The organism is Mesorhizobium sp. B2-8-5 (assembly GCF_006440675.2).
Classification (GTDB): Bacteria; Pseudomonadota; Alphaproteobacteria; order Rhizobiales; family Rhizobiaceae; genus Mesorhizobium.
On sequence record NZ_CP083951.1, the window covers coordinates 2,300,063 to 2,325,589 of the forward strand.

Here is a 25,527-nt window from a genome sequence, read left to right on the forward strand (position 1 = left end):
GACAAGAACGAAAGACAATGGGAGAAAGAAATCATGATAGGTCGTAAAATTGCACTTTGGACAGTGCCACTTGCCGCAGGTCTCGCGATCGCTCCGACGGCGATGGCGAAGCCCTTGGGCGAGACGAGTACATCGATTAAGATCGCTATCAACGAATGGACCGGCCAGAACCTGTCCGCGCACATCACCGGCAAGTTGCTGGAAAAGCTTGGATACAAGGTGGAATATATCACTGCCGGCACGTTGCCTCAGTTCACCGGTATCGCAAGTGGCAGCCTCTCTGTGTCACCAGAGGTTTGGCCGAGCAACTTGGGTGATGTCTACCCGAAGGCCAAGGCGGAGGGAAAGCTCGAAGAAATCGGCGAGCTCGGTCTTGAAACCAAGGATGGGTGGCTGTTCACAGCCGACACCAAGACCGTCTGTCCGAAATTGCCCGAGTGGACGGCGCTAAAAGAGCCCGCCTGCGTGCAGGCGCTTGCAACGCCGGAAACATTTCCGAACGGGCGGCTTCTCGACTACCCGGCCGATTGGGGATCGGTCAGCGGGCCTGAGCTGAAGAACGCCGAAATTCCGTTTACGCCGGTGCCCGCCGGTTCCGAGGGGGCGCTGGTTGCCGAGCTACAGGCAGCGGTTGCGGCCCACAAACCCTTACTCATGCGTTTCTGGGCGCCGCATTGGGTGTTGGCCGAAGTGCCGGTGGAATGGCTCAAAATGCCGCCCTGCGACCCGAACAACCTGGCCCAGTGCATCGTTGCGCCGCCGGTGATCAAGGTTGCGTGGGCTGGGTTTCGCGGAAAATGGCCAGCCGGCTATGAGCTGATGAAATCGCTGCAGATCCATGCCGATGACCAGCAAAAGATGATTTATGCCGTGGACAAGCAAGGCAAGAACCTCGATCAGGCCGTCGATGGCTGGATCGAGGAACACCAGAGCGACTGGCAGTCCTGGCTGAAGGCGGCTCAGAACTGAATTGAGCCCGGATCAATCGCGAGCGGTGGCGCCAAGTCCGGCTCGCCGCCCTTCTGGAACCAGCTGAAGAAAAGTTGGACATGACCAATCCTGTGGATGGATCAAGCGCCGCGCCGAGGGCACCCGCCAAGCTCAGGTCCAGAAGTCTCTGGAAGATCTACGGACCTCGGCCGGCGAAGGCCCTGGCCATGGCCCTATCCTCGACCGAGTCTCCTGCGTCGCTCAGGCGAAGGCTAGAATCTGCCGGCAATTTCCTGGCCCTGGCAGATGTCAGCTTTGACGTCCGGCAAGGGGAGATCTTCGTTGTCATGGGTCTTTCAGGCTCGGGCAAGTCGACGCTCGTGCGGTGCCTGTCGCGCCTCGTTGAGCCAACGCACGGCGAGGTATGGCTCGGTCAGGAAAACCTCCTCTTGGCCACCGAGCGTCGATTGGTTGACGTGCGCCGCAAAGTCATGGGAATGGTATTCCAATCCTTTGGCTTGCTTCCGCGTCTCAATGCGCTCGACAATGTGATATTCCCGCTCAGAATGCAGGGAATGCCACTTTCCCAACGCCTGGAGACCGGCCGTGAAATGATCTCGCTTGTCGGCTTGCAGGGCCGCGAGCGCAGCATGCCACACGAGCTTTCCGGCGGACAGCAGCAGCGCGTGGGGATCGCACGCTCGCTTGCCGTCAATCCGGAGCTGTGGTTCCTCGACGAACCCTTCTCCGCGCTCGATCCCCTGATCCGGCGCCAGATGCAAGACGAGTTTCTGCGACTGCAACGCCTGCTCCAAAAGACGATCGTGTTCATCACCCATGACATTCAGGAGGCGTTTCGTCTGGCCGACCGCATCGCGATCATGCGCGAAGGCCGCATCATCCAGATCGGCACGCCGGCCGACATCATGCTTCACCCGGTGGATGCCTATGTGGCGAGCTTTACAGAGGAGGTTTCGCTGACCAAGGTGGTGACCGCCGGCTCGGTCATGGAAGCAATCCCACAGGGCTGGAATGGCGATGAGGGCGCGTACGAGATCGACGCCGCCGTGCCGATCGAGGCCCTGCTTCCGCAAAGCATCGCCGGCGCCCGAACGTTTGTGATCACGCGGGAAGGTGAGGGCCGGGTAGGTCTCTTGAATTCCGAGGTCATCGCAAAAGTATTGGCCAATGACACAATCAAGCGGGGAGCGGCGTGAGCGCTCAACAGGCAGTGTTTGCCCCGAACGAAAGCCTGCCAATAAAATCCAGGCAATTGTTCTGGCTCGCGGTTCTGGCCTTCATTGCGATCTGTGTCGCAATGCGATCCGCGATGCCGTGGCTCGTAGACTATCCCAGTGCCTGGTTGTTGCCGGTCGCTCCCCTCATCACCGGGATCTTCGGCTTCATCATACCCCTGCTAACCCCGATCTGCGCGGTGCTGGCCACCATTTTAGGCGCGGCTTTGAATGCCTGCAGCGCAGCGCTACAGTGGATGCCTTGGCCGGCAATGCTCCTCTTCTTCGCAGTGCTCGGCTGGTTGGCCCGGGGCTGGCCGTTGGCATTGTTCACGCCGGCAGCGCTGGGCTATGTCGTGCTGGCCGGCTATTGGGAACAGGGTATGAATACCTTGTCATTGGTCGTACTGGCAGTACCGCTCGCCGTCGGATTTGGTTTCCTGCTCGGCATTGCGGCCCACTCGTCCCGTTTTGTCCGCAGCGTCACCATGGTGGTGCTGGATCTGCTGCAGACGGTGCCAGCCTTCGCATTCCTGATCCCGCTCCTGCTGCTGTTCGGTTTCGGGCCAATCGTCGGTTTGATCGCCTGCCTTGTGTACGCGGTGGCCCCCATGGTCCATTGCACGATGCTCGGGCTAGAGCGCGTACCCCTTTCTCTTCTCGAGGCCGGCACCATGGCTGGCTGCACGCGCTGGCAACGCTTCTGGAATGTCATTTTGCCGACGGCAAAGCGAGAGATCCTGACAGGTGTCAATCAGACCACGATGGCGGCCTTCAGCATGGTCATCATGGCGGCCATCATTGGCGGTTTCAACGATGTCGGTTGGGAGGTGCTGAACGCCATGCGCAAGGCCGAATTCGGTCAAAGCTTGCTGTCAGGCCTCGTCGTTGCGGTTTTGGCGATGGTGGTGGACCGTATTACCTTCGGCATGGCCCAGCCGCAACGTAACAAAGCGCCGACGACGTGGCGCAAAATCCTGCGAACTCTAGCGATCCTGGCGCTACCTGTTTTTATCGCTGTCTTGTTGCATGCCTCGCCATCGGCCATGGCCTTCGCCGACCGGGCTCGTGGTGTGATGGACCCGTCAGGCCTGAATCGCTTCGTGATCGGGCTTGTCCACGACTTTTCCGCGCCGCTCGACGCATTGAAGGTCTTTGTCCTCTATCATTTCATGCTGCCACTGCGCATCGGTCTGGTCGGCGCTGTCACGCCCTTCACCTGGGGCTTTGCTTGGACGCCTGAGATCAATGCCGTCTATTGCGGTCTGACGCTAGCGCTGGCAGCCTGGCTATGGTTCAGGGGTCAATGGCAGATGGCGGTCGGCACGTTGATAGCCGCGACCTTTTTGTTACTCGGCTTCAACGGGTTTCCCTGGCCGGCCTTCATTGTTGTCGTGACATTCCTGGCGTTGTCGGTCAGTGGTACGCGCCTGGCCGCGCTCGCGGCTTTCGGTACTTGCTTCATTGTCGGCAGCGGTCTCTACCGCCCGCTCGGGCAGTCATTATATCTGTGCCTCCTGGCCGTGCTGATATGCATGTTCACGGGAGGGCTCCTCGGCGTTGCCGCAGCCAAGAGTGACAGGTTCTCGACTGTCTTGAAGCCCATCTGCGACGCGCTCCAGACCATGCCGCAGTTCATATTTTTGATCCCCGCTCTGATGTTTTTCCAGGTCGGCGAGCTTACCGGCCTGATTGCAATAGCATTGTACGCAATCGTGCCGCCAATTCGCTACGTGGAGTACGGGCTGAGAAGTGTCCCGGCGGATCTTGTCGAAACATCGCGCCAGATTGGCTGCACTGCTTGGCAGCGCTTGATCCATGTTGAGTTGCCGGTCGCCAAGCCGGTGGTCGTCCTCGGCGTGAACCAGACGATCATGGGGGCGCTGTCGATGCTGCCGGTGGCGGCGCTCGTCGGCACCAAGGATCTGGGACAGCAGGTTTATATCGCGTTGAGCAAAGCGGATCCCGGCCAGGGTCTGGTGGCAGGCCTGTCGATCGCTCTTGTCGCCATGATCTCGGACCGCATTATGCGAGCGACAGTCTCAACCGCCGGCGCTGCGCTGGATTAGCCGCTAGGCAAAAGCCTCGTGGGTCGACGTCATTAAGACATGCGCCACGACCGTTGAGGGTGACTGCGATCCAGGCTTTGCCAGGGTCGCGACGCATTCGCTGGAGGCTTGCAACAAGGCCTCGAGCATGGCGGCGGCGGATCGGTGGTGGCCGGCGGCAAAACGGTTGTGGATCTTTGGGGAGGTCATACTGATGCCGGCCCCGTTGCCGCCCATGGCTGCAAGACACGCTGATCAAGGTTTGTCGTCGACAAAAGGGGTGGTCGCACTGGCGATCGCAATGCTTGTGGAGCGTGGCGGACGGCTGGGTTGACAACCCGGCTCGGGAATTTAGCAACGGTCGGGCAGTTATCGACTGCTGGCAAAGGCGTGACGACCTTGCGGCTCATATCGGGACAATCTTCACAACCGGTCCGGGCACGGGCGCACCGGCGAAGGTTGGCGCGCTGCGGTGCTTGCATGGCTACGAGGCCGGCTTCCGGCTGCCATGCGGACCTACCAGCTTGTCCACAAGGTTGTAAGCATGTCGAGTGCGGCCTTTCGCGAGGGGTCGGTTTTGGTCACCGCCATTCGCAGCCAGAAGCCATCCATCAGCATGCTGAGCACCTCCGCCGCCCTTTCAGCCTCGGCGTTGGGCAGAAGCTGCCTCAATTCATGCACCAGGTTGCTTCGCATGCGCGAATTCTGGATCTTCAACAGTCTTGCAAAGCGAGCCGAGAACGTGGCCTGCGCGCAATAGGAAATCCAATATTGAGCCCGGCCGGCGATATACATTCGCTGATCGACGTTGCCAGCAGCAATCTAAAGCGGGTGGCTGCGGCTTCATTCCTGTGATGAAAAGGGGCCGGAGCGAGACGATGGCCCCTCGGCTATCGCTTTAGCAAATCGCGATTGATGGTGATGGTAGGTGGCCTCCACCCGCCCGGCATATCCAAGGATGCCTCACGGAAACTTCGCTCGACGTCGGCGGTATAGGTGCCGTCGTTTTCGAAGCGGTCCCAGAGGATGAAGCCAGTGATGAACGCGATCACGATAAGGGGCCAGCGCATCGGAACCTCCCTCAAAGTCCCGAATGGCATTATCTGCCTGCGGTAGGACAAATACAAGCAGTTGCTAATATTCAGCCCGCGAAGGCGTGGACGGTGTTGAGGCCCAAGGTTGAAATGGCCACGATCTGGCATCTTTCCTGCATTGGACCCTTTCGAGAGCGGAAAGGGGTGACGAGATGCGGATACATACTCGGCCGAGCCGAAGGGCTGGCGCGTTGAAGTGCATATTTTCGGGGCCACTACCGATCGATAGTGTGCAGGTGGAAGAGGAAGACGTTGTTATAATCTCTGTGACTGCTGATGACATCTACACAAAGAAATCCAAGCAGCACTACGAGATAGCCCTGACAAGAGAGGAACTCAGACTGCTTGCCGCTGCCGCGCTCGAGCTGCCCCGAGATCGGGTGTCATGAACTGAGCCGCCTCAAAATAGGACGGGTGTGGGGGCGTGCGCCTGTGCCTGGCGGGTTTAATTTCAAGCCTTACGCTTCGGTGCCACATGGCTGGTGAAGAGCCGCACGGCACTGCGCTTGACCGTAATCCCGAGATCCTTGCCGCCGACCGTCACAGTATCCTCGTCGACTGACGCGCTTGCGCACGGTTGCCGTGATGGCGACTTCGTCGCCTACCTTGATGCTCTTTGCCATGCCAGCGATTCTGGGGCGCGGCACGGCGCCGTGAGGATTAATGCGCCCTAATGTTCGTTAGAGGGCCGCCGGCTGGCTTCTCCCTTCTGAAGCCGAGGGATTGCGAAACAAAATCGAAAGCTCCTGCTTTTTATCCGGAAGGAGTGCAACATGGAACCGAACGGATACGAGCGCGCGTTGCAAAGCGGCAGCTGGCCGAGAGGCTGGCAAAAGAGACCGGGATCACCGAGCAGCGGGCCGCTGAGCTAATACATCTGATTGGGACGGACTGGACCGCTTTGCTCCGCGAAGCGCAATTCCTGAAAAATCGGCATTGACAGTCCCCAGGCACTTGCGGATCTGGAACCGCCCGCTTGTCTCGATGTTATGCAACAGAAGGGACGTTGCAGCTTCCAAGGAGATGAGAACAATGAGGCAGATACTTTTAGCATCAGCGATAATGGCCATGTCCACGGGGCTAGGCTTGGCCCAGACCAACAGCACTACCACGAGTGGATCTTCTTCAAACACGACGACAATGCCCAGCGCTCAAGGCACCGACTCCACCACCACTAGCGGCACCAATTCCAATTCGGCAAAGGATTGTGCACCTGGCCAACAGACCGGCAGCGCAAAACAGGCGGCTCCGGGCCAGCAAGATACCAGCGCGAAATCAGCAGCCCCGGGCCAGATGAAAACAACCACCGAAGGGTGTTAGTCAACTCAAGCGAGCGGCGGCTTTTTCGTTTGATTTGTCTGCAACCAAATCCGCGCATCTGAGTCGGCAAGTGGTCGATCTCTACGGGGTGTAGCCGCTGACCACCCATCGCAGAAAAGCCGGTCGCTTACGCTTATTAGCTGCGACGGGCTTTCTGTTTGCAGATCACCCGGATTGGACGGCCCGCTTATTTATCCTGATGCGCGACTGTCACTGTCCTTTCGCTACAGCATCTGGCGCACCGCCCGCGCTGTCGGATGAAATCCGAAGTGGTCCCCAACGCCTCGGTGGTCTGGGCGGCATGCGCATGAGAGCTGAGACGCAGGGCTTCGGCAATGCACCTATCGCAAATGGCTCCCGGAAACCTGCACCGTGACGAAGTCGTTTGTCATCTGAGCAACGATCACGGCGGGCCGCCCCTCCCTTGCATTGCGCTAAGCATAAAGGCGCTTCCGCCTATGTCATCAAACGGGATGTGCGGGAGGGCAAATTTCAAACTGAGACTCTGGATCATGTCGGCTTGTCGACCAGTGGCGTCTTTCTCTTCGGCGGAACGTAGGTGGTCATCAGTCTGACCTTATCGGCGTTCACGTGACCGGCACGCCGAGATTGACTGTCACTTTGCCCTCATCGACGCGGGTGACATCGCCTATCAGCTCGATTGGCTGGCCGTGCTTCACCTTCGACGTCCTGTCCACTACCGAATGGGGAAAGTCGTAGCTGGGGTCGACACGCTGATCCGGTCTTCGGTCACATACGCCCGCGCAGCGTCGCTGTGATGGCGACTTCGTCGCCGATGTTGAAAGAGCCCTTCGCCATTCTGGGATTCTGGGGCGGCCGGCGTCTGTCAAGCAGTTGCTAATATATGTAACGCATATTGACAGTGGATAAGCTGACTGCGGCCGAAAAACGTGAGTTGCGAAAACCGCAAGCAATTGCGTCGACGCGGCGGCCCAATGCCCTCTATTTGCGTAGCTCCTGAGCCAAGGCGTTAAGCGCCTTGGTCATGACGGCGACGGCTTCAAGGTTGATTGCAATTTCGACATCCTCGCCGATCGTCTGCAGCGTTAAGACCCCGACCTTGGTTATGCTGTCGTCCATCATTGCGATAGAGACACCAGTTGGCATGTGAGGCGGCTTGTGCAGCGGTTTATGCAGCATCTCGGGCTCCTTTCGTCGCAATTGAGAGACAGTGAACGAAAAGAGAACAAAATGTCAAGGGATCCCTTGACCACACAGGATTGCGTTCCTCATTTCACTCCTATGCCTGAGCAACCCAAGAAGTGGCCGAGAGGTGCTCCCTGGACCTTGTCGCATGCCCACGACGCAGGGCGGGGATCCGCTGCCGCCCGCTGCAACATCACGCGCTACTACAAGCCGATCGAGTTGCGAGAGGTCATCGGCAACGTCACGATCGACGAGGTGAGGGGCAAAGCCCGCTGTCAGAAGTGCGGCGGCCGCGAATGGATGAGCGCGCAGCTATTTCACGCGACCGGCGAGCCGGCCCACACGATCCGCTTTCGGCGGCTTGTCGAAATCCGGTGCGAGAAGCGGGTGATCTGGCGCGATGAGCAAAGGACAGCAGGAGCGGCCCGGCAGGCTGGCAGCTGCCAGCAAACGCCGGGCCTGGCCGATGGGTCTCGGGGGCGAGACACGGCACCGGCTAACGACAACCAGCGCGCTAATTCCCGCGCCGTCTGACTCTTGATCCTGGCACGGTTTCACAGGGATTTTCGGCCAATCTGGCGAGCCGCCGATCTCTCAGCCACAGGGATTTCTTGCTTTCCCGTCTCTCATGGCGAGCATCAAAAGCGGCCGATTGGCCTTGCATCGATGCGATGGCATAGTCGGCTCTGTTGGTTCGATAGTCTTCCTTTTGGATGGTCATTGGTATTCCTCCCGCGCGGCTTTTCCCTCCTAAATGACGGCCAGAACCAATAGCCGCCAATGCATCGCAGGAGTCTACAAATTGAGGATTGTATTAAAATGATACACACCCGCGCGGAGCAGCAACGTTTCAGCGGGTGGCTGACGCGGGCGTAGCGGAACGGCGATTCCAGCTTCTAACAGTGTTCAATTCGTCGATGCAGACCGGGCCGGATGCGGTGCAGTCGCCCACGCAACGACGACGCGTACAATCACCGGCCCGAGCGCTTTTTTCCGGCGATCCCCCCTGGCTTGGCCCCAGGCTTGCGACCGAGTCCGCTCGCCTTCGCCAGTGCCGACCGCTGCGCGGCATAATTTGGCGCTACCATCGGATAGTAACAAGCCAGGGCCCCATTTCTCGCGGTACTCGTCGGGCGTCAGGCCGTGCAACGCAAGATGCCGCTTCAGCGATTTGAACTTCTTCCCGTCCTCGAGGCAGATGATGTAGTCGGGGAGCACCGATCGCTTCGGATTGACCGTGGGCGCCAACGCAGGTTGCTCTGGTGCCTTGGCTGGCGAATGCCGGACAGCGAGGTATCGAGAGAAGCAATGAGGTCGGGCAGCCCCGATACGGGGAGGGGATTGTTGCCGACATATGCGGAGACGATGTCTGCGGTTAAGTTGATTAGCTCGTTGTTTGGGTCTGGTCGGCCAAGTCGTTTTCTATCCTGCTAGTCACCGGGCGGCCAATCGGAAGCTTCGCCGCACAATCAGAGATACCTGGCCGGGTTGCCTTCGAGGAACAGAACATGACGGCGCGCGCCCCAGGCAAAGCAGATGGCCCAACTCAACCAATCCTCTAATGCCGAAGGTTCTTCCAATCTGAGCGACAGCGATCCCGCCGCCTGATCAGCTACTTTGTGCTCATTTTGGAGCGGAGCGATTTGGCTGACTAGCAACCCAAGCTGGTCGAGCGGCGTATGCGATTTACATTATCTGAAGCCTTTCGCCGTAGCCGCGAGCGGATTCAGAAGACGCCTTGAACTCCGGCCGCTACTTCAGCCCATGACTCTAATAGCTTGCAACTTCATGGAACAATATCTTCCTCTGCGGGTAAGGTCTCCATGTCATCGGGTCGTTGTCTATGCGGGTCTGTGCGTTACGAAATAGCGGGCGAGCTTGCACAGCCTATAGCCTGTCACTGCACCCAATGCGCCCGCACAAGCGGCAACTTCGCGGCTATGGCGGCCTGTCGCTCGGAGGATCTCCGACTGCAAGCGTCGTCGACTCTCAGTTGGTACCGGTCGTCAGATGACGTCGAGCGGGGCTTCTGCTCGCGCTGCGGTGGTAATCTATTCTGGAAGGCGGCTCCGGGCATCCAAACCTTCGTCGCTGCTGGAACCCTTGACCGACCGACCGGCCTGCGCCTTGCCAAGCATATTTTCGTCGGCTCGAAGTCCGATTTCTACGATCTAACCGACGGCCTCCCGCAGGAGCAGGATGGCTAGGTTCAGCCGGCAGGCGCTCGAATGGGGGCGCCTCAAACGGCCGCCGTCGGTTGCCAGTTTTTTTGGCCTGCACGCTTCGGCTGCCAGCTACAATTCGTCGCTTATGGCAAGTGAGGCGCCTCACCATCGATGATCAGCCGCCGATGCTCCGAGAAAGAGTGCCAGACCACCTGCCGCGCGTCCCGCTCATCCACCATCTGACCGCACCGGGGGCAGCGGTAGAAATACTCACTTTCGTGCTCGCAAATCCTTCCGTTGAGGTGAGCTTCGAATGGGCCGAGCTCCGAAAGCTTCGTCATGTCGCCTTGTCCATCAGAGGCGTCTTCCGCTTCGGCGGGACGTTGCGCATGACCAGCCTTACCGTATCGGCGTTGACCGTAACGGGAATGCCCAGGTTGACCGTGACCTTCGCTTCGTCGACATGGGTGACGTCGCCGGTCAGTTCGATCTCCTGGCCATGCGTGATCTTTGTCGTTCGGTCGATAATCGAGTGGGGAAAGTCGTATGAGAGGATCGTCACGCTGACGCGATCTCCGTCACGCGACCCCGCACCTTAGCGGTGATGGCGACCTCGTCGCCGACTTTGATGCTGCCCTTCGCCATAAAGGGAGTCTGGAGCGGGCAGCGGTTTAGTCAAGCAATCGCTAATGGAACGTTCAATCAGCCACCAAGTTGGGTGAATGCCGGGCGTGGAATCGTCCGCGCCGCTTTGTTGGGAGGTCTCCGGCCGCGCCCGCGCCGCGAGAGGCGTTGGAGAACTCGAGCCGAGAGTCTCGGCCACTTTGGATGAGTAGCGCTATGCCCCGTATGGTTGGTCGGCGATCCACAGCAACTGCAGGCGATCGAGGCGGGTGCTGCGTTCCGTTCGATCCACGAACGTCACTGCGGCGTCGAAATCGGCCAGGTGCGCAAGCAGCGCGAGGACTGGCAGCGTGGTGCCACCTGCGATTTGGCAACCGGCAGGATCGGCGCAGCGATCGACGCCTATGAGGCGCAAGGCATGGTGCATCAGGCGGCGACTCGGGACGACGCGCGCAGCGGTCTGGTCGAACGCTGGGATCGCGACAGGCAGACGCAGCCTGAGGCAAGCCGGATCATTCTCACCCACACAAACGACGAGGTGCGCGCGCTCAACCAGGCAGCACGCGAGCGCATGCGCGCTGCAGGCGATCTCGACGAAGATATTTCAAGTGGAAGTGGAACGCGGCGCGAGAGCTTTCGCCAGCGGCGACCGCATCATGTTCCTGCGAGAGGAAAATCAATAACCATGCAAAGGGAAGACAATCGAACGAACAGAGCCCATTTTCCCATGCATTGCTCGCCAAGAGACGTGGGAAAGAAATCCCCGTGAGCAAGAGACGTCGCCGCCATCAGGACGATGGGCGGCAAGGGTCCGATCGGAATCAAACTTGGCGCTGGTGATCTGACCGGGACTGTCTTGCCTGGCCAATACCAAACGCAACGCTTCCCGGCTGTGAGCCCTTGGGTGGACGTGAACGAAGAGCTGGAGATTTGGACGCCGGATGAACGGCGCGCGCTCCTGCTGCGATTCTGAAATGCTCTGCTGGAAGCCTACGGTCGGCCGCCTGCGCGCTCCATTACAGAGTTCGAGCGAGCAGCTGCGGTAGCGCCGCTTTCGAAATAGGCGATGCATGATTAACGCTTCTGGGGCTAAGCCAACGTCAGCAGTTCGATGCCGGACTGACCGGTTCCCAGTCGAAAGACCGACGGGTCAGCAACCCACCGAGCGCGTTGAAGCGGCCGTCCGCGCTACGTCGGATAGGCGCTCAAGTTCTTGCCGCATTCAACGCGGCTCGCCCTCGGCTAGCATCATCGAAATGAGAATGGCCCATATGAGTTTCCGCTGCCTTGATCGGCCAGACGAGGAGCGGTGTCGGCAGCACCATGGCTTGGGCCCGCAAGCCGTCTGGCGGTTGCGGACGCGAGGCGCAAAACGGCAGGCCTTCGAACTGGCCTGCCGAGATTGGCAACTGGCGGCCAACCCCGTCCGCTTCGAGCTTGGGAACTGGAATACGAGTTTGCCGGCGTCAGCCGCATTGAGAGCGCTCGCTGCGCTTGAAGCGCCCCTATATAATCCCCGCCGCCGCGTCACCTTGGGCGAATACAGCTTGAGAACGAAAAGAATATTCGCCACTTCTTGTGCGAAGGTGGAATAGCGCACAATGCCGTTTAACGAAGACCGCCTTGTCCTGAATCTGACCGACAGCGAACTGGAAGATTTAATCAAAAAGAGGTTCGCACGCCTCGAAAGCAGCTATATCGGATTTGAGCGTCCCACGCGATCAGCGGACATGGGTCGCGCCGCCGTCGGATTCCTGTCCAACAACGCTACGACGGCGAATGGCACAATTATCAGTGTAAGCACCTGAAATCGCCCTTGGGCAAGGCGGAGTTCGTCACCGAGCTCGGGAAATTTTCTACCATGCGGGCCAGGGCGAATTCACGCTGCCCACCAGCTACATTTTCGTCTGCCCCAACTCGGCGGTTCGCGATGTGAAAAAGGTGATTGACCGGCCGTCGTTCATCGCCGACTTCCTGATCGACAATTGGGCCGACTATTGCATCGCGCCGTCGACAGGACGATGACGCTGTTGAAGTAGGCGTTCTATTTCCCGTATCGCTGCTCCAGCGCTTCGGCAATGTGTTCGCAAAGCAACTCCCCGGTGACGATGTTGACGTGGAGACGGATGCGTGCGCCCTGCGGATCGACCATCGTGATCACCGCGCCGCGGTCGGAGTATTCGAACGTATCCAGAACCTTGTGAATGACGAAGTCAGCTACGTTGGGCAGCGAGCCGGCGCGATCTTCCACGGCCTTTCTCCATCCCGAAATCAGCGGATCATCCCTTTGGTCGGCAGTCGTGTGCCTAGAAGGTCTCCGACAGCTGCCCGATCGTTAAATATGTAGCGGCTTGTACTAGCGTCCAGAAGAATATTAACGCTCCGCAGCATCCGTTGCGCATGTCCTTGGAGCGGGCGGCTTCTCGGCAAAAGCCAAGCCGGGAACCGGATCTTTGACTGGCTGCTTTCCGCATAGGTCTGGATAAGCGTCAGGTCGCGGTGCCGTGCAAGCGTGCTGCGACGGCTCGAAAAATAGCGGCATCATCGAGTCGCCGGATTTGCTGGTCCGGCGCCCGCGAACGCCTTCCAGCATAACACCTGCCGTTAATGGCCGGGTGAATTGTGCAGCCCGTTGGAACCTCTTGTGAAATCGAGTGTTAAGCTGCGTTTAGGGGAATTCAATCTTTCATGGAACAACGAGCTTTGCCCTCCAGCATTTCTGGCGCGAAATCCTTCGCCGATGAAAGGGACGTCGAAGGGCCCCGTGCGGTCCTGCTCCCCGGCAGCGATATGGAAGATTTCTTCGAGAATGCAGCCGTGGCTCTCCACCTGGTCGCGAATGATGGCACGATTTTGCGCGCCAATAGAGCCGAACTGGACTTGCTCGGCTATGCCGCGGAGGAATACATCGGCCGGAACATCCGCGAATTCCACGCCGATCCCGCCGCGATCGAAGACATTTTGCACCGCCTTTCTCGGCATGAGCAGCTTCGACATTATCGTGCGAGGTTGCGCGCCAAAGAAGGCTCCATGCGTTGGGTCGAGATAACATCGAATGTGCGTTCGGTTGGTGGTCAGTTCCTCAATACGCGCTGCATCACCATCGACGTGACTGAGAAGGTCGAAGCGGAAGAGTTGTTGCGCGAACAGGAGCAGAGGCTTGCCCTGACCTATCACAGCGCTGGTGTGGGAATCGTGGAAGCTGACGCCGAAGGCCGGCTGCTGCGGGTGAACGGACATTTGTGCCGTCTTTTGGCCTGTACGAAGGAGGACCTTGTTGGCCGATCTATTTTCGATCGGACCTTTCCTCCCGACGTCGAGGCGGATCGCATGAAATATCGCCAACAGGTCGCTGGCGAGATCAAAAGCTACACGATCGAGAAGCGGTTCGTACGCAAGGACGGGTCGCTTTTCTGGGCTGTCGTGACGTCTTCCAGCGTCTACGACGGCAGTGGGCGGTTTCACTACGCGGTACGGGTGCAGCACGATATCACCGAGCGGAAAGAGATTGAGGCGACGCTCGCCCAAAGGGCCGAGGAGCAGGCTGCGCTGCATCAATTAACGGAAATGCTACAGCACGCCCGTACCCGCGAAGACGTCTACGAGGCGGCGCTCGACGCGATCCAGCGCGGGCTAAGATGTCAGCGTGCTTCTGTTCTGCTCTTGGAAGGCGGGATCATGAAGTTTGTCGCCTGGCGGGGCTTGTCGAAGGCATATCGAGGCGCCGTGGAAGGCCATTCGCCCTGGTCCGCGGCAGACCGCGATCCGCAGCCGATTTGCATGCGCGATGTGGAACAGGCCGAACTCCCCGACGGCTTGAGACAGGCAATCCGAACAGAAGGCATCGACGCGGTCTGCTTCATTCCGATAACCGAAGGTGGGCGTCTGTTGGGCAAGTTCATGGCCTATTTCGACGAGCCGCACGAATGCTCGGCCGAAGAGGTTGAAGTCGCCCGGACAATTGCACGCCAGCTCGGCTTTGGCATTGAGCGTGTCAAGACACAGAATGCGACCCGGCAATTGGCGGCAATCGTGGAGTCGTCCCATGACGCCATCGTAAGCAAGGATCTCAGAGGCGTCGTCTCGACCTGGAATCGCGGCGCCGAGCGGTTGTTCGGCTATACGGCCGCGGAGATGGTCGGTAAGCCCATCACCACTATCATTCCCGAGGGTCGGCAGCACGAGGAGCCGCTGATATTAGGCCGCATCCGCAACGGCGAACTCGTCGATCATTTCGAAACGGTTCGCCGCTGCAAAGACGGAACGCTGGTAGATATCTCTCTCACAATATCGCCGGTGCGGGATGCGTCAGGCCATATCGTCGGAGCATCCAAAATCGCCCGGAACATAACCGACAAAAAGGTAGCGGAAGCGAAGATACAAGACAGCGAGCGCCACCTTCAAGACCTGCTCGCGGCCATTCCTGCCGCGATCTACACCACGGATGGCGACGGTAAGATCACCTACTTCAATGAAGCGGCGGTGCAACTTGCCGGCCGAACGCCCGTCATTGGCACCGACGAATGGTGCGTGACATGGAAGCTCTACTGGCCGGATGGAACGCCGCTCCCCCACGATCAGTGTCCCATGGCCATCTCACTGCGCGAAGGGCGGCCCCTCCGGGGATATGAAGCGGTGGCCGAGCGGCCGGATGGTACCCGGGTTCCATTCATTCCCTATCCCACACCGATGCGCGATGCCGCGGGAAACATCACCGGCGCCATAAACATGCTGGTCGATGTGAGCGAGCGTAAGCAGGCAGAAAGCCAGCAACGGATCTTGCTCGACGAGCTCAATCATCGCGTGAAGAACAACATGATGATGCTGAAGTCCCTGCTTTCCATGGCGGCAAGGACCAGCAAGAGTTCGGAGGCTCAAACCGTTCTGCATGAGGCCAGCAAGCGGGTGGCCGCCATGGCTGCCGCTCAGCGGGTCCTCTATGACACGCCCGATGCCATCAACTTCGGTGCCGAACCTTTCCTGGGAGCTGTTTGCGAGACAGCAAAACAGATGTTTCCCGCAGCCGTTCAATTGGTCTGCGAGGCAGATCCGATCCAACTGCCGAACGACGTTGCGATGCCGCTGGCGCTTATTATCAACGAGCTTTTGATCAATGCCGTGAAGTATGGCTTGCCCGGAAATGAGCATGGAACCATTCGCGTTTCCATCAGACAGAACGGCCGGGCGATTAGCCTTGTGGTAGAGGATGAGGGCCCGGGCTTCGAACTGAGTTCGGTACGCTCGTCGTCGTCCGGCCTGCGACTTGTCGAAGGCCTGGTGCGACAGATCGGCGCGACGTTCGAAGTCAGCCGGAGCCCGTCCAGATGCACCATTATTTTTTCTCAGATGCCTCAGGAGATTGGCCTTGCGACCAAAAGCAGCGATACCTGAGTTGAGCCGTGCGGGGGACATCAATCGGCCCTTCAAGCCGCAGGTAGTCTTCTCCCGAGATGATGTGAGCGGAGGACACCCCGAAACCGCTCTGAACCAGCCGATTCTGATCGTCGAAGACGACTACCTGATCGCGCTGGATGTAGAGGCGGGACTGCTGGCCGAAGGCTTCTCGCTGGCGGGCCTCGCGACCAGCGCCGATGAGGCGATAAGTATGGCGCTCTCGACCAAGCCGGTGCTTGCCCTGATGGATATCCGCTTGCTCGGCAAGCGGGACGGCATCGACGCGGCCGTGGAATTGTACCGCGAGTTGGGCATACGGTGCGTCTTTACGACGGCCCATAGCGATCGCGACGTGCGGCTTCGAGCCGAAGCGGCCAGACCGCTGGGCTGGGTGCAGAAACCCTATTCGATAGCGACGCTAGTCGCAGCCATTCGAAATGCTCTTCAGGAGCTCGAGAAGGAGAGCTGAACGCGCGGGGAGGGTCATTTAAGCAGTCGGACGCGCCGAGCGCCACGTCAGTGCTTGATTTTGGGTGTGATTTGAACCTATGGACCAGGTCTAGAGGGCGAGGCGATGGAGACTTTCGGTGGTACCTCGCTGGTTGCTCGCGGAAGCATAGGGAACGACACGCGAAGCTTCGTGATTTTGGCCCACAAAAACGCGGGTCGTGTCCCCCGCAGGTGGTGTAGCTCGGCGATAGCGCAGCCGTTCGCGAGCGCGCCCTCGACAGCGCCGTTTTATGGCAGGAATTGCATGCCTCCGTTGAAAGGGACATGCAGACTTGCAGACTACTTCTTGGGCGGATTTCTGCGGGCAGTTATCGCGAGATCTCGAAACCCGCGGCGACCTGAGCATGGTCGGTTTCTTTCAGGTCTTCTTCATCGTGTTCCTCGGCGATCACGTAGGTCGACCAGCGACTCGGCCTCGCCGATCTCGACCCCGTTCCTCGCGAACAGCGGCTCACTTCAAAGCGACCGCAGTTCCCAATGTTCGACGAACCAGCCTTAGCTGACAACGACTCTTGCTTTGACACAAGCTACGGGCAAGCGTTTCGTGACCATCCGCGGACGGGAGGGCAGCCAGTCAGTCTTTCGCGTGAGCGGTCCTGTGGCCGGCAGGACCGCTGCAACTCCGTCGTGGCGCTAGGCCGCCTGCAGAGCACGTCGATTGGCATCGTTCTCGCCGAGAGCGTTGAGCGCCTCGTCGGTGTCGGACTCTTCTTTTAAGGTCTGACGGAGCAGCGGGAGAGCATCCTTGAGTCTGAGCTCCTCGGCCCATGCAATCAGCGTACCGTAGCGCGCGATTTCGTAATGCTCGACCGCTTGTGCGGCGCCCACCAGACCCGCGTCGAGCGCCGGTTCGTCCTTGTACTCCTCGAGGATTTCCGAGCCCTCCTCGATGATTCCATCAATGGCCGGGCAGGTCTTGCCCCGGGCCGGCTTGCCGAGTATGTCGAAGACTTGCTCCAGGCGATCGACCTGGGCTTCAGTTTCCTTGAGGTGCTTTTCGAAGGCAGCGCTTATCTTTTCGGACTGTGCTGCTTTCGCCAGCTTTGGCAATACCTTCAAGATTTTCTTTTCCGCATAGTAGATGTCTTTGAGTCCGTCCAGGAAGAGGCTTTCCAAGCCCTTCGAGGTCGCGGACGAAGCTTTCTTCGGCATTTTTACGCTCCTTTGCGGTTGCGATCGTGCGCCTGCAGCGCTCTTTCCTAATCCGCCCGGGGACCTGAAGTTCCGACAAGACCGTCGTGTTGAAACATCGCGTTCCAGACAACCGAACAAGCTGACCGTCTCGCTATCAATCACGCCGTTGATGGAGATGGTGGGCGGCTGGAAAAGGAGTGTTGCCTGATTCGGGCCGTCCTGCTGCCGTGAAGCGCTGTCGTGTCGGAAGTCATGGAATGCCTCGCCGGGTCTTGGAGCTGCAACCTTCCATCCGTCCGTTCGTTCCTCGTGCTTCGAGTTTGTGGGAACATCGGCGTCACGGCCCGGTTAAGTCGATGCGAGGAGGTGCTCCATGAACGCTCCAACGCGTGCTCGACAGAGCCGCCGAGCGAATCCCGATGAGGAGAGTTCGCTGGCGCCGATGCGCTGGAAGCCGTTGAGCCCGAGACGCACGGGCGCTTGCCGCAAGAAGATCCCGCGGAAGGTTCACGCAAGGCTGTGGATCGCGAACTCGGCCGGCAAAAGCCATCGGCCAGGGCTGACAAAGCGAAGTCCGACAGTTAGCGCCAGCGGGATCAGGTCGGCTTCGGCCAGGGAGCCGCGCAACGCCCCTGTCAAAGCGTCAGGACGGTGGCGAGATTTTCCAGCTCGCCATAGTCGCGCATCGCCATCGTGTCGCAATGAGCGGTCGCGAGCACGGTCGAGCTGCTGGTCCCACGAAGCAGTATCGTCACGCAATGCCGGCCGCCTCCAGGCCGGACTCGTTCGCCAGATATTCCACATGACGGAAGGCTGGATCCTCCCGCAACTACGCTGCCGGCCATCGACCGAACGCAGCACCGCCCTGCCTGCCGGTGACGCTTTTCTGTTAGGTGAGCGAGATTGCCCGGGCTCTGGCGCGCTCAAGCCAGGTCTTGGCTATGTCGCGTTCACGATCGTCCCTATAAAGCTGAAACATTGCGAGCTCAGTCGGACATGGAACCGGCCAGCCTCGATGCCGCAAATCCCGAACACGGAGGAACTTTCGGGTGGCTGCGGCTTTATCTTCGGGATTTGAAGCGATTGCAGCGAGGGGAAGATGTTGCGCACCGTTGCCCGGCCGAGCCGGGCCTTCCTGCCCCTGCTGGCGCTGGCGCTTGCCTCTTGTTCCTCGTCTGAAACCGTTGACCAGCAATCGAAGCTTGCGGCCTCGACGGCACAGGCGGCAGTGCTGGTGAGCGACGCCTGGCTCTCCGGCGCAGCGCCGTCCCATTATGCGTCCTCAGCATTGCAGTCCTTTGCCGAGACACTCGCCGACGCTGGCCGGCAAGTGGAATCGGCGTCTCCGTCCGACCGGGGAAAGCGAGATGCGTTGGCGGCCGCTGTTAGCCGGCTGTCGAATGCGGCAAGGCGGGCCAAGGACGCGGTCGAGGCCGGACAGGATGCGCAGGTCGGTCAGGCGCAACAGGAGCTTCGGGCCGCGCAAGGCGATCTCGCAACAGCCTATCGAAACTATTTCTCGCCGAAACGATGAAGAAGCTGCTGGAGATTTCGCTTGGTGTCGTCACCAGCGTCGGCGGCTTCCTGGAGGTCGGATCGATGGCGACGGCGGCGCAGGCCGGCGCACTGTTCGGTTTCCGGCTCATCTGGGCGGTGGTGCTCGGTACCATCTGCATCATCTTCCTGGTCGAGATGGCCGGTCGCTTCGCCGCGGTCAGCCATCACACCATTGCCGACGGCATCCGCGAACGGTTCGGCTTCAATGCGTTCATCTGGCCGCTCCTTGCCACCCTGCTGGTCAACTTCCTGGTGCTTTCCGCCGAGATCGGCGGGGTGGCTATCGCCGCCGAGCTTGCCACGGGGATCAGCTTTCAATGGTGGGCCTTGCCGGTCGCTTTCGTGGCTTGGCTGCTGTTGTGGAAAGGCACATTCGGGCTCATCGAGAAGGGGGTGTCGATGCTTGGTCTGGTAACGCTCTGCTTCGTCGTCGCAGCCGTGATGCTCCGCCCCGAATGGAAAGAGGTGGCGGTGGGGGCCGTGCCCAGCCTGCCGCAGCACGACACGGCAAAATACTGGTTCATGGCCGTCAGCATTCTCGGCGCCTCGATATCGCCTTACCTTTTCATGTTCTATTCCTCTGGCGCGATCGAAGATCAGTGGGACAAGAGCTATCTCGGCGCCAATCGGGCGATAGCCGGGCTCGGTATGAGTTTCGGCGGCACGATCTCGGTGGGCGTTCTGATCGTGGCGGCGCTGGTTCTTGGTGCTCATGGCGTTACCGAAGTGGAAGACTACAACCAGCTTCCGTTGATGTTGATTCCGATGTTCGGCTTCTGGGGCTTCGTCCTTTTCGTCGCGTCGCTGGCCATCGCCTGCTTCGGCGCTGCGCTCGAAGTGGCCTTGCAGCAGGCCTATCTCGTCGCGCAGGGATTCGGCTGGACCTGGGGCGAGGATCTGAAGCCGCGCGACGATCCCGGATTCAGCCTCATCTACACATTGACGCTCTTCCTCGCCGCGGTCCCGATAGCGCTCGGTCTAGACCCGTTGAAGCTCACTATCTTCTCGATGGCGCTGACAGCGGCCAGCCTCCCGCTGACGGTTGTGCCGTTCCTCTTCCTGCTGAACGACGACCGCTATGTAGGCAAGCATCGCAACGGCGTCATCTCGAACGCGGCCGTGATTTTCGTCATCGCGCTCGGCTTCGTGCTGGCGCTCGTGACGATTCCGCTGCAGATATTCGGAGGCACGTGATGCAGCTGCTGCGCGATATCCTGGACAAACAGGTCGTCGATCGCGAGCAGGTCAAGATCGGCAAGGTTGATGGCCTGGTCGCCGAGCTGAGGCCGGGTAAGCCGCCCAGGCTCATTGCGATCGAGCTTGGCTCGATCGCGCTGGCACGTCGGCTTGGCGCGCGGCCCGGCCGATGGACCGCGCGGCTCGCGGCAAAGCTTGGCGGCAAGCGCCAGGCACGGCCGCACCGGATCGCGTGGCACAAGGTGCGCGACATCGGTGTCGACATCGAATTCGACATCGACGTGCGACGCACCAAGATCTTCGCCTGGCAGGACTGGCTGCGCGAACATGTCGTCGGCCGAATCCCGGGAGCCTGAGGATGGCGACTGTAAATCTCGAGCATCTTGCCGGCAGGCCCGTATTCTCCGAGCGCGGCAAGAGCATCGGCTATATCGAAGAGATCGTCGCCGAGCGGGACGGCGACGACCTCGTCGCCACCGAATTTCATGTCGGCATCTTCGCAGCGTTCGAGCGCTTGTCCGCTTCGACTATCGGCGCTGCATTGCTCGACTTCTTCGCGCTGAGGCGCCATGAGGGCCTTTATCGCATTCCCTGGGACAAGATCGATATTTCCGATCCGACACGCCCCCGGCTGCTTTGCCCGGACCAGGAGCTTGCCGCTTTGAGGGCAAAGCCCGAGAGCAAATGAGAATTTGCTAAAAAGCCGCTCGTCCAGGGGAACATCGCAGCCGGCGGGAAGTTCGGACTGCATCGAGGAGGCTGCATCATGAACAGTGTCATCTATCTCATTGGTCTGATCGTCGTTGTGCTCGCAGTGCTTTCCTTCCTCGGCTTTCACTAGGAGGCACCATGCAGCGCGAGGATGATCGGGACCCCCAGTCCGCCGACTTTGCCAAAGCGAAGGACGACATTTCCGACCGGATCCGGCAAGAAGCGCAGAGCGCCGGCGAAGCTCTCCACGATGCCCGCGACGAGGTTGCCCGCAGGGCTGGAGCGTATGCCGCCGAAGCCCAGCAGGCCGTCTCCGAAAAGGCCGAGCAGACGCAGCGCGATATCGGATCGAGCCTTTCGGCTTTCGGCGGCGCCCTGCGCGCCGCGAGCAATCACTTGGCTAACAGCGACCAGACTGCGGCCTCGAAGTTCATGCAGGAGCCGCAAGCGGGCTCGAGCGGCTGTCCTCCTCGTTGAAAGAGAAGCCGTTCGGACAGGTGCTGGAAGACGTCCAGTCTTTTGGCCGCCAGAATCCTGGGGCGCTTCTTGCCGGTTCGGTTCTGGCGGGATTGGCACTTGGCCGCTTCATGAAGGCTTCGCCGCCCGGCACGCGCCGCCCGACGCAGGGCGCGGCAACGCCCGATCACCCCCGACAAACCGGCATGGGAACGAGCGCGCGCCGGCATAACGCTCCAGCAAATTGGGGTTCCGATGGCGGCATACCCGGGAAGGCAGCGGAGCTGAAGAAATGAGCACTGAGGACAATCCAAGTCTCGGCACATTGGTCGCCGATCTGGCGCAGCAGGTGAGCACGCTCGTGCAAACGGAGGCGAGGCTCCTAAGAGCGGAGATATCGGAGAACGCGAGCAAGGCCGGCGCAGGCGCCGTGGAGGTGCTGGGCGGCGCGATATGTCTGCTCGCCGCGCTGCTGGTTTTGTTGCAGGCACTCGTCATCGCCCTGGCTCGCCTTGGTCTGGGCGCCGGGTGGTCCGCTTTGCTCGTCGGCGTGGTCGTTGCCGTGCTCGGCGTCATCCTGTTGCGGACCGGCATGGCGAGCATGGCGCCTTCCGAGCTCGCGCCGGACCGCACACAGGAACAGCTCAAGCGTGACGTGAACGTGATCAAGGAACAAGCGAGATGACCGAGAGATCCGCAGCCGAGCTCGAACGCGAGGCGGAAGCCACACGCGCAAGGGTGGTGGCGACCGCCGACTCCATTCGCGACAAGATGACCCCCGGGCAGCTCTTCGACGAGTTCACCGGGCTTTTCAGAGGCGGCGCGGGCTCCGACATGCTTCACAACCTGAAGGCCCAGGTACGGGACAATCCGTTGCCGCTGACCGTGATCGGCGCGGGCCTGGCCTGGCTGATGTTGGGCAGCGGCGCCTCCGCCACCCCGGCTGGTACCAATCGTGTGACGCGGCGCGGTCCTGGCCTCGATCATGGCGCATTCGGCGCTGGAATGGCTTCGAGCGCGTCGGATGCGGCAGGCTCTGTTGCCGAAGCCGCCAGCGGAGCGGCCGAAACTGTTTCGGGAATGGCAAGCGAAGCAGCCGGCACGGTGTCGAACCTGGCAAGCAGCGCAGCCGACACACTGGCGAGCTCGGCGGCGGCTGCGGCCGATATGGCGACGAGCGCCAGCCGATCGGCGCATGGTCTGCTTCAGGACCAGCCTCTCGCAGCAGCCGCCATCGGCCTCGCCGTCGGAGCTGCGATCGGCGCCATGCTGCCCCACACCGAGGTCGAGGATGAGCGATTGGGTGCCTATCGCGAGAGGCTTCGGGACAGTGCCGAAGACACTTTGAAAGAAGGCCTCGACATTGCAAAGCAAGTCGCGGCCGAAGCCTACCAGACGGCGAGCGACGAAGCCGGACGTAAGGCCTCGAGCGAGGGCACGCTGGCCGACAAGGCCGGCGGCGTTGTCAAAGCCGCGGCCGACAAGACCGACAAATCGATGCGGGAGAAACTCTCCGGTTCCGACCCGTCCTCGTCCCGGAAATCGTAGACGCTTTTCATCACGTTCAAGGAACAATGCGGGCCACCCTCGGTTCGGGCGGCGTCAAACTGATGGAGACACCGCAATGGCTGAATCGCGCGAATGGCTTGTTCAATGGTTGAGGGACGCTCACGCAATGGAGGAACAGGCCGAGACGATGCTGTCGGGCCAATTGAGTCGGATAGACAATTACCCCGAACTCAACGAGCGAATCCGTAGCCATCTGGAAGAAACGAAAGAGCAGGCCAGACGGCTGAAGACCTGCCTGGATGGCCTCGACGAAGGATCGTCCATGCTGAAGGACGCAGGCGGCAAGCTGACCGCCACCGCGCAGTCGATCAGCGGCGTCTTCGCCGGTGACGAAGTGATGAAAGGCTCTCTGGCGAGTTACACATTCGAGCATATGGAAATCGCGTCCTATACGATCCTCATCGCCGCGGCCAATGCCGTGGGCGAAGCCGAGATTGCCCGCGTGTGCAAATAGAACCTGCGCGAAGAGGAAGCCATGGCCGAGTGGCTGAAGGACCACCTTCCGCAGGTCACCCAGACGTTCCTGACGCGTGCGGACGCAGATAGCGACAGCGCCAAGCGCTGAGACGGCGGTTAGATCAATTCCAGGAAAAGTCTGAGCGGTTTTCCGCCCGGAATTGCGTCAAAACAAGGAGGTGGAGCATTTCACTGTTTCACGGAAACGGCGAACCGCCTCATCTTCTTGTTTTGACCCAATTCCGGGCGGAACCGCGGACGAGCGGCCTGCCTGTCTGCCTATTCGTCATTCTCATCCTGGAACCGCGGTGATCTTGCACGCGGCTTGCGATCTCGGTTCCCTTGCTGATCATCTCAGCCCGTATAGATAGGCCGCGATATCGCGCGCCTGCTGGTCGGTAATCCTCATCGATGGCATGGCGGTGTGCGGGTTGATTTCCCTTGCCGAGCGGATCCAGCGGATCAGATTCTCCGGATTGTTCGCCAGCACCCCGCCGATATAGACGCGGCCGGCGAGGCTGCCGTCGAGGCGCGGCCCGACCTGGCCTTGCGCTCCCGGCACGCCGGGAATCGTATGGCAGCCGGAACAGCCATTCGCGGTCATGATCGGAATGGCGCGTGCGCCCACGCCGCCAGTCGCGACATCCGACTCGTGCCGGACGCGATCGCGCCGGTCGGTCCATAAGGCCGCCAGGCCGACCGCGGCGAGCAGCAGGCTCATGGCCAGGGCGCCGCCGATAAGCCTAGCCAGGTCGGAGCGCATGCGTTGCCTCCCTGGTTCCGCTGTTGCTTATCCAAAGGCCGGCGATCAGCAAGGCCGCTCCGCCATAGATGAGCCCGGCCGGAACCCACATCACCAGCCCGGCGAGCTGCTGGTCCTCGATGGGACTCAGACCCCAGAGCGCGGCGCCGGAGGCATTCTCCGGATACCAGAGTTTGGGCGATACCAGCAGCAGGACGCCGAGCAGGCCGGTATGCAGCGACGTGAAGAAAAGATGCATGATGGAGCTACCATAGGTTTGCTGTCGGCCAGAGCGCGGCAGAAGCACCGACCAGAACAGCAAGGCAGTGCCGAGGAAGCTCGCATGTTGCGCATAATGCAGCACGCCCTGCTGTAGCGCTGCCTCGAACAGCGCTGGAATATGCCAGATCCAGATCGCTATCCCGTGAAGGATCGTCGCGTAGAGCGGGCGAGCGGCGAACGCCCAGACCGCCTGGAGCATCTTGCCATGGGTGAGTTTTCCTGTCCCCCGCCGAAGTGTGGCCGGCAACGCCCACATCAAGGCCGCGCTCGGGCAGGCGGCGACAAGAAGCGGCGCCGCCACGGCCATCAGCAACTCATGCTCGATCATGTGGGCTGAAAACACCCGCTCGCCGAGCGCATGGATCGGGCTCACCAGCGCTCCCGTCAACACGCCCCAGCCGGCGGCGAACAAAAGAGCCTGGCGAAGCCGCTCGGGTCGGCCTCGGCCGCTGCGGCGCCACAGCCGGCCTGCGCCGATCCCATAGATGAGCGCGATTGCAGCCAAGGGAAGCGCAATAGGAAACGCCAACGTCCATCCGGCCTCGGGCGCGCCGGCGCCGTAGCATATCGAGGTCGAGAAGAACGCATCGAAGCTCATCGCAGGCACTCGTCGAGGATAAGCGCCGCGCTGCCCTGCATGACGATGACGAGGGCAAACAACAGAGCCGCGAGCATGCCGAGATCGGCGACGAAACGTTCGGTGCTGCGCGTGCGCTCCGGCTTGAACGCGGCGCCGCCCTGCCGCTTCGCCCGCCATGACAGCGCGCCGCCGAGCAGCGAAAACACGGCGAGCAACAGCGCCGCCGGGAGCACGACCTGCACCTGACGATTGCACTGCCAGTGCACAAGCGCGTAGTTCAGCTGCGTCGAGATTGCCCAGGCCAAAGGCCCCGACAACAAACCACCCCAGGAGGTGCCTAGCCGCAGCGCACGCAT

The 25,527-nt window shown here is 60.5% G+C and carries 25 protein-coding genes and 3 pseudogenes; 18 read left to right on the forward strand and 10 right to left on the reverse strand.

Annotated elements, in window-relative coordinates; genetic code table 11:
• The first annotated feature begins 33 nt into the window (after nucleotides 1-33).
• The 3 genes from FJ430_RS11125 to FJ430_RS11135 all read left to right on the forward strand — a co-directional run bounded on the left by FJ430_RS11125 (nucleotide 34) and on the right by FJ430_RS11135 (nucleotide 4,234).
• Complete coding sequence (locus tag FJ430_RS11125; protein ID WP_226892148.1) at nucleotides 34-969, forward strand: ABC transporter substrate-binding protein; 936 nt, start codon at nucleotides 34-36, stop codon at nucleotides 967-969.
• A gap of 80 nt (nucleotides 970-1,049) precedes the next feature.
• On the forward strand, nucleotides 1,050-2,147 hold the full coding sequence (locus FJ430_RS11130; protein WP_140708157.1) for an ATP-binding cassette domain-containing protein: 1,098 nt from the start codon (nucleotides 1,050-1,052) through the stop codon (nucleotides 2,145-2,147).
• The gene (locus FJ430_RS11135) at nucleotides 2,144-4,234 is read left to right on the forward strand and encodes an ABC transporter permease (RefSeq protein WP_140708155.1); all 2,091 of its coding nucleotides are present in this window, start codon (nucleotides 2,144-2,146) and stop codon (nucleotides 4,232-4,234) included. The genes FJ430_RS11130 and FJ430_RS11135 overlap by 4 nt, the downstream gene beginning before the upstream one ends.
• Before the next feature lie 495 nt (nucleotides 4,235-4,729).
• Here FJ430_RS11135 and FJ430_RS11140 read toward each other — a convergent pair whose 3' ends face one another.
• The 3 genes from FJ430_RS11140 to FJ430_RS11155 form a co-directional block, all read right to left on the reverse strand.
• Nucleotides 4,730-5,008: a TetR family transcriptional regulator C-terminal domain-containing protein gene (locus FJ430_RS11140; protein WP_140708153.1), complete on the reverse strand. Its 279-nt coding sequence runs from the start codon at nucleotides 5,006-5,008 to the stop codon at nucleotides 4,730-4,732.
• Nucleotides 5,009-5,103: 95 nt separating this feature from the next.
• Entirely contained in the window at nucleotides 5,104-5,283 is a 180-nt protein-coding gene (locus FJ430_RS11145) for a hypothetical protein (protein ID WP_140648186.1), read from the reverse strand.
• A 2,307-nt stretch (nucleotides 5,284-7,590) separates the two neighbouring features.
• On the reverse strand, nucleotides 7,591-7,788 hold the full coding sequence (locus FJ430_RS11155) for a hypothetical protein (RefSeq protein ID WP_140710507.1): 198 nt from the start codon (nucleotides 7,786-7,788) through the stop codon (nucleotides 7,591-7,593).
• Nucleotides 7,789-7,935: 147 nt separating this feature from the next.
• Here FJ430_RS11155 and FJ430_RS11160 point away from each other — a divergent pair, with 147 nt between their 5' ends.
• Entirely contained in the window at nucleotides 7,936-8,328 is a 393-nt protein-coding gene (locus FJ430_RS11160) for a hypothetical protein (RefSeq protein WP_226892149.1), read from the forward strand.
• A gap of 437 nt (nucleotides 8,329-8,765) precedes the next feature.
• On the opposite strand, the pseudogene FJ430_RS11165 reads toward FJ430_RS11160, so the two are convergent.
• Nucleotides 8,766-9,179 (reverse strand): annotated as a pseudogene (locus FJ430_RS11165) (MucR family transcriptional regulator).
• A gap of 555 nt (nucleotides 9,180-9,734) precedes the next feature.
• Here FJ430_RS11165 and FJ430_RS11170 point away from each other — a divergent pair.
• The gene (locus tag FJ430_RS11170) at nucleotides 9,735-10,001 is read left to right on the forward strand and encodes a GFA family protein (RefSeq protein ID WP_246682878.1); all 267 of its coding nucleotides are present in this window, start codon (nucleotides 9,735-9,737) and stop codon (nucleotides 9,999-10,001) included.
• A 295-nt stretch (nucleotides 10,002-10,296) separates the two neighbouring features.
• Here the strand turns inward: FJ430_RS11170 and FJ430_RS11175 are convergent, their stop codons facing one another.
• Entirely contained in the window at nucleotides 10,297-10,521 is a 225-nt protein-coding gene (locus tag FJ430_RS11175; RefSeq protein ID WP_319023004.1) for a hypothetical protein, read from the reverse strand.
• 285 nt (nucleotides 10,522-10,806) lie between these two features.
• On the opposite strand from FJ430_RS11175, the pseudogene FJ430_RS11180 reads away from it, so the two are divergent.
• Both FJ430_RS11180 and FJ430_RS11185 read left to right on the forward strand, forming a co-directional pair.
• A pseudogene (locus FJ430_RS11180) lies at nucleotides 10,807-11,257 on the forward strand (AAA family ATPase); the annotation flags it as partial.
• 927 nt (nucleotides 11,258-12,184) lie between these two features.
• The gene (locus FJ430_RS11185) at nucleotides 12,185-12,391 is read left to right on the forward strand and encodes a hypothetical protein (protein WP_140710511.1); all 207 of its coding nucleotides are present in this window, start codon (nucleotides 12,185-12,187) and stop codon (nucleotides 12,389-12,391) included.
• Nucleotides 12,392-12,627: 236 nt separating this feature from the next.
• Here FJ430_RS11185 and FJ430_RS11190 read toward each other — a convergent pair whose 3' ends face one another.
• A complete protein-coding gene (locus FJ430_RS11190; protein ID WP_140646433.1) occupies nucleotides 12,628-12,834 on the reverse strand; it encodes a hypothetical protein in 207 nt (68 codons plus the stop codon).
• Between the two features lie 437 nt (nucleotides 12,835-13,271).
• Here FJ430_RS11190 and FJ430_RS11195 point away from each other — a divergent pair, with 437 nt between their 5' ends.
• Entirely contained in the window at nucleotides 13,272-15,974 is a 2,703-nt protein-coding gene (locus FJ430_RS11195; protein ID WP_226892150.1) for a PAS domain S-box protein, read from the forward strand.
• Nucleotides 15,949-16,446, forward strand: a complete 498-nt coding sequence (locus FJ430_RS11200; protein WP_226892151.1) for a response regulator — start codon at nucleotides 15,949-15,951, stop codon at nucleotides 16,444-16,446. The genes FJ430_RS11195 and FJ430_RS11200 overlap by 26 nt, the downstream gene beginning before the upstream one ends.
• Nucleotides 16,447-17,120: 674 nt before the next feature.
• Here FJ430_RS11200 and FJ430_RS11205 read toward each other — a convergent pair.
• Nucleotides 17,121-17,639 carry a ferritin-like domain-containing protein gene (locus FJ430_RS11205; protein ID WP_140646431.1) on the reverse strand — a complete coding sequence of 173 codons (519 nt, stop codon included), beginning with the start codon at nucleotides 17,637-17,639 and terminating at the stop codon, nucleotides 17,121-17,123.
• Between the two features lie 1,081 nt (nucleotides 17,640-18,720).
• On the opposite strand from FJ430_RS11205, the gene FJ430_RS11210 reads away from it, so the two are divergent.
• The 9 genes and pseudogenes from FJ430_RS11210 to FJ430_RS11250 all read left to right on the forward strand — a co-directional run bounded on the left by FJ430_RS11210 (nucleotide 18,721) and on the right by FJ430_RS11250 (nucleotide 23,676).
• Nucleotides 18,721-19,155 (forward strand): hypothetical protein, encoded by a 435-nt coding sequence (locus FJ430_RS11210; RefSeq protein ID WP_140710513.1) that lies wholly within the window; start codon nucleotides 18,721-18,723, stop codon nucleotides 19,153-19,155.
• Nucleotides 19,152-20,372 carry an NRAMP family divalent metal transporter gene (locus FJ430_RS11215; RefSeq protein WP_140646429.1) on the forward strand — a complete coding sequence of 407 codons (1,221 nt, stop codon included), beginning with the start codon at nucleotides 19,152-19,154 and terminating at the stop codon, nucleotides 20,370-20,372. The genes FJ430_RS11210 and FJ430_RS11215 overlap by 4 nt, the downstream gene beginning before the upstream one ends.
• Nucleotides 20,372-20,731, forward strand: a complete 360-nt coding sequence (locus FJ430_RS11220; RefSeq protein WP_140646427.1) for a hypothetical protein — start codon at nucleotides 20,372-20,374, stop codon at nucleotides 20,729-20,731. Before FJ430_RS11215 ends, FJ430_RS11220 begins: the two co-directional genes overlap by 1 nt.
• A gap of 2 nt (nucleotides 20,732-20,733) precedes the next feature.
• On the forward strand, nucleotides 20,734-21,063 hold the full coding sequence (locus FJ430_RS11225) for a PRC-barrel domain-containing protein (RefSeq protein WP_140646425.1): 330 nt from the start codon (nucleotides 20,734-20,736) through the stop codon (nucleotides 21,061-21,063).
• A 161-nt stretch (nucleotides 21,064-21,224) separates the two neighbouring features.
• On the forward strand, nucleotides 21,225-21,563 hold the full coding sequence (locus tag FJ430_RS11230; protein WP_226892153.1) for a hypothetical protein: 339 nt from the start codon (nucleotides 21,225-21,227) through the stop codon (nucleotides 21,561-21,563).
• The gene (locus FJ430_RS11235) at nucleotides 21,560-21,838 is read left to right on the forward strand and encodes a hypothetical protein (RefSeq protein WP_226892154.1); all 279 of its coding nucleotides are present in this window, start codon (nucleotides 21,560-21,562) and stop codon (nucleotides 21,836-21,838) included. Before FJ430_RS11230 ends, FJ430_RS11235 begins: the two co-directional genes overlap by 4 nt.
• Nucleotides 21,835-22,227 carry a phage holin family protein gene (locus FJ430_RS11240; protein ID WP_140710515.1) on the forward strand — a complete coding sequence of 131 codons (393 nt, stop codon included), beginning with the start codon at nucleotides 21,835-21,837 and terminating at the stop codon, nucleotides 22,225-22,227. Before FJ430_RS11235 ends, FJ430_RS11240 begins: the two co-directional genes overlap by 4 nt.
• Nucleotides 22,224-23,090, forward strand: a complete 867-nt coding sequence (locus tag FJ430_RS11245; protein ID WP_140710517.1) for a DUF3618 domain-containing protein — start codon at nucleotides 22,224-22,226, stop codon at nucleotides 23,088-23,090. The genes FJ430_RS11240 and FJ430_RS11245 overlap by 4 nt, the downstream gene beginning before the upstream one ends.
• Nucleotides 23,091-23,166: 76 nt before the next feature.
• Nucleotides 23,167-23,676, forward strand: a pseudogene (locus FJ430_RS11250) (ferritin-like domain-containing protein).
• Between the two features lie 240 nt (nucleotides 23,677-23,916).
• On the opposite strand, the gene FJ430_RS11255 reads toward FJ430_RS11250, so the two are convergent.
• From FJ430_RS11255 to FJ430_RS11265, 3 genes are read right to left on the reverse strand one after another with little or no spacing between them, the layout of a single operon-like run.
• Entirely contained in the window at nucleotides 23,917-24,330 is a 414-nt protein-coding gene (locus FJ430_RS11255; RefSeq protein ID WP_140646420.1) for a c-type cytochrome, read from the reverse strand.
• Nucleotides 24,311-25,189, reverse strand: coding sequence for a cytochrome c oxidase assembly protein (locus FJ430_RS11260; protein ID WP_140710519.1), 879 nt, complete (start codon nucleotides 25,187-25,189; stop codon nucleotides 24,311-24,313). Before FJ430_RS11260 ends, FJ430_RS11255 begins: the two co-directional genes overlap by 20 nt.
• A complete protein-coding gene (locus FJ430_RS11265) occupies nucleotides 25,186-25,527 on the reverse strand; it encodes a hypothetical protein (protein ID WP_140646416.1) in 342 nt (113 codons plus the stop codon). The genes FJ430_RS11260 and FJ430_RS11265 overlap by 4 nt, the downstream gene beginning before the upstream one ends.

Bases quoted from the DNA above. Each gene is read 5' to 3' on its own strand.
- FJ430_RS11125 (WP_226892148.1), top strand. From the start codon at position 34: ATGATAGGTCGTAAAATTGCACTTTGGACAGTGCCACTTGCCGCAGGT.
- FJ430_RS11130 (WP_140708157.1), top strand. From the start codon at position 1,050: ATGACCAATCCTGTGGATGGATCAAGCGCCGCGCCGAGGGCACCCGCC.
- FJ430_RS11140 (WP_140708153.1), bottom strand. From the start codon at position 5,008: ATGTATATCGCCGGCCGGGCTCAATATTGGATTTCCTATTGCGCGCAG.
- FJ430_RS11145 (WP_140648186.1), bottom strand. From the start codon at position 5,283: ATGCGCTGGCCCCTTATCGTGATCGCGTTCATCACTGGCTTCATCCTC.
- FJ430_RS11155 (WP_140710507.1), bottom strand. From the start codon at position 7,788: ATGCTGCATAAACCGCTGCACAAGCCGCCTCACATGCCAACTGGTGTC.
- FJ430_RS11170 (WP_246682878.1), top strand. From the start codon at position 9,735: ATGGCGGCCTGTCGCTCGGAGGATCTCCGACTGCAAGCGTCGTCGACT.
- FJ430_RS11185 (WP_140710511.1), top strand. From the start codon at position 12,185: ATGCCGTTTAACGAAGACCGCCTTGTCCTGAATCTGACCGACAGCGAA.
- FJ430_RS11195 (WP_226892150.1), top strand. From the start codon at position 13,272: ATGGAACAACGAGCTTTGCCCTCCAGCATTTCTGGCGCGAAATCCTTC.
- FJ430_RS11205 (WP_140646431.1), bottom strand. From the start codon at position 17,639: ATGCCGAAGAAAGCTTCGTCCGCGACCTCGAAGGGCTTGGAAAGCCTC.
- FJ430_RS11210 (WP_140710513.1), top strand. From the start codon at position 18,721: ATGTTGCGCACCGTTGCCCGGCCGAGCCGGGCCTTCCTGCCCCTGCTG.
- FJ430_RS11215 (WP_140646429.1), top strand. From the start codon at position 19,152: ATGAAGAAGCTGCTGGAGATTTCGCTTGGTGTCGTCACCAGCGTCGGC.
- FJ430_RS11220 (WP_140646427.1), top strand. From the start codon at position 20,372: ATGCAGCTGCTGCGCGATATCCTGGACAAACAGGTCGTCGATCGCGAG.
- FJ430_RS11225 (WP_140646425.1), top strand. From the start codon at position 20,734: ATGGCGACTGTAAATCTCGAGCATCTTGCCGGCAGGCCCGTATTCTCC.
- FJ430_RS11230 (WP_226892153.1), top strand. From the start codon at position 21,225: ATGCAGCGCGAGGATGATCGGGACCCCCAGTCCGCCGACTTTGCCAAA.
- FJ430_RS11240 (WP_140710515.1), top strand. From the start codon at position 21,835: ATGAGCACTGAGGACAATCCAAGTCTCGGCACATTGGTCGCCGATCTG.
- FJ430_RS11245 (WP_140710517.1), top strand. From the start codon at position 22,224: ATGACCGAGAGATCCGCAGCCGAGCTCGAACGCGAGGCGGAAGCCACA.
- FJ430_RS11255 (WP_140646420.1), bottom strand. From the start codon at position 24,330: ATGCGCTCCGACCTGGCTAGGCTTATCGGCGGCGCCCTGGCCATGAGC.
- FJ430_RS11260 (WP_140710519.1), bottom strand. From the start codon at position 25,189: ATGAGCTTCGATGCGTTCTTCTCGACCTCGATATGCTACGGCGCCGGC.
- FJ430_RS11265 (WP_140646416.1), bottom strand. From the start codon at position 25,527: ATGCGTGCGCTGCGGCTAGGCACCTCCTGGGGTGGTTTGTTGTCGGGG.